At 31.0% G+C, this 2157-nt stretch carries 2 protein-coding genes; both read right to left on the bottom strand.

The features are described 5' to 3' along the window. Window positions 1-271 precede the first annotated feature (271 nt). On the bottom strand, window positions 272-1261 hold the full coding sequence (locus ACFQ13_RS05915; RefSeq protein WP_386115138.1) for a DUF2199 domain-containing protein: 990 nt from the start codon (window positions 1259-1261) through the stop codon (window positions 272-274). A 181-nt stretch (window positions 1262-1442) separates the two neighbouring features. Then, entirely contained in the window at window positions 1443-2012 is a 570-nt protein-coding gene (locus ACFQ13_RS05920) for a hypothetical protein (RefSeq protein ID WP_386115140.1), read from the bottom strand. Window positions 2013-2157 lie beyond the last annotated feature (145 nt).

Consider the following 2157-nt stretch of genomic DNA (forward strand, 5'->3'; position numbering starts at 1 on the left):
AGCAGTATTGAAATTCAGAGTCATTTGCTCGTTATAGATTTGTTCTTTAAATGGCAGTTCAAATTTCATTTATAAGTTCGATTTTTAACTTGTGCACAACGGTTGGGCTATGATTAGTACGGGATTAAAAATAACGAAATTTTCGGACTTGCACTTAGCCAAAGCTTTTTATTTTGTTTTTATTTTTTCATTATTAAAAGCCAAATCAAAAGATTTGGCGAACTTAGTAAATATACACAGACTTTTGTTTAAGCACCAAAACCCGTATTAATTATAGCCGTTGTTGTGCAACGTTTTTATTCTTCAATTCCCTACATTTTTCGCAATAAAAAACGTCAACATTTTTCGGATAATTAAATCTTTCCAAGTCTCTTGGTGCATTAATATTGGCCATTGGAAAAAGCTCTTTTTCTCTTTCGTATGAAATTTTTGGAATTATGTCATTCCCATTTACGATTTTCACGTTATCCTTTTTCAATTCAAAATCGTGGATTGGACAATGATTAAATATCTCGTGGACATTTTCAAAAAGGATTGGTTCAATATCAAGTTCATTCGAAAAACTCTTTAGTAATTCTTCTTGCCAAAAAAATAATTTCTCTCTCAATGGAAACGCTTCATAAAGTGTCAAAATGAAATGATTGTATTTTTCATTTCCAACAAATTTTTTAAATTCTATTCTAATTTGGTCTTTATTAAATTTTCCAGGTTTAATTTCAGCTGTCGAATTTGTCATTCGTTCTATTCGTTTTTCAGCTTCCTCAATGGTAATTCCATTTTCCCAATCTGAAATGAGTTTATGGTCGTTTTGGTGAGGAATTATTTCAGGTCTTATTCCGCCACTTCGAGTATTTACATTAACGTGAATACCTAAAGTACTTTCTTCGTAATCAGGAATTTCGTTACTAATCATCCCGAAATACGTTTTTCCTTCAATGTTGTTTTTAAATTCAGATTGATATTCATTAAAACTCTTTTCGCTTAAAGAAACCCAAATTCCGTAATCCAAGTCTTCGCACGCATCAATGATTTTGATAGTCAAAGTTGTTCGTATAAATCTGTCAGTTTGGTCTTTGTGTTTAATTTCACAAAAGTCAGTTGTTAATTCGGCTATTTCTTTTTTATCGTTTTCATTTAAAGTATCGTAATACAATGGTGACAGAAATCCAAGAGCTGGCAGTTCATCGTGAACTTGTCCACAAGTCGAACATTTAAATTCTGTAGATTTTTCTTTTCTCTTAAATATGTCAAAAATTCCCATATTTTAATTCAGAACGATTGGTTTTTCAAATGTTGCACAACGTGTTTGTGTATGGTTAGTTGCGTGGTTAAGCAACTAAATTAGCAAACTTTTACGGACCAGAGAAAATTCCGCAGGAATTTTCGCAAGTAAGCACGTAAAAAGCAATTAATTATACACGGTGTTGTGTGTAGTGTTTTAATCAGTTAAATTTTGATTCTAATATACTTTTTTCAATTAGCTTTCTTTTTTCGGATTCGCTAGATAAAATGATTATTTCTAATTGCTTTCGATCAAACATTCTACTGTAAACAGTAAACTCATAATTTTCCCCATTCTCATTTTGCGTTTTCATATTGAACATTTTAAATTCAAGTCCATCAATGATTTTTTCGCTAGTATTTTTCTCTATTTTGGTATTCGGTCTGTCTTTTGTAAATGCTTTTATAACAATTTCATTTGCCTCATTAAATTTATCCATAAAATTCTGTTCCGAATTCAATTCAGAGAACTGAGCTTGCATTGAATTATATTTTCCATTATTGAAATGGAATAAATTCCTTGCAACAATATTTACTTCATTATCAGGATATGCTGATTCAATCATTTTCATACCTTTTTTTCGAGATTCCATTCGCGTTTTTGATGGAACATCTTTAAAATCTTTTGGGATATTTAAAGTCCATTCAAATTCTTGAATATAGACTTCGTTTTCCGATTCAGAACATCCGAATGTCAGAAATAAAATCATTAATAATGGGATGTTTTTCATAGATTGTAAATTCAGAATTGAGTGAGTTTTTGCATTACACACAACGTGTTTGTGTATGGTTAGTTGCGTGGTTAGGCAACTAAGTTAGCAAACTTAAACGAACCCGTGAAAATTCTGCAGGAATTTTCGCAAGTAGAGAAGAACC

This window comes from Winogradskyella rapida (genome assembly GCF_042675845.1).
Classification (GTDB): Bacteria; Bacteroidota; Bacteroidia; order Flavobacteriales; family Flavobacteriaceae; genus Winogradskyella; species Winogradskyella rapida.

Bases quoted from the DNA above. Each gene is read 5' to 3' on its own strand.
- ACFQ13_RS05915 (WP_386115138.1), bottom strand. From the start codon at position 1,261: ATGGGAATTTTTGACATATTTAAGAGAAAAGAAAAATCTACAGAATTT.
- ACFQ13_RS05920 (WP_386115140.1), bottom strand. From the start codon at position 2,012: ATGAAAAACATCCCATTATTAATGATTTTATTTCTGACATTCGGATGT.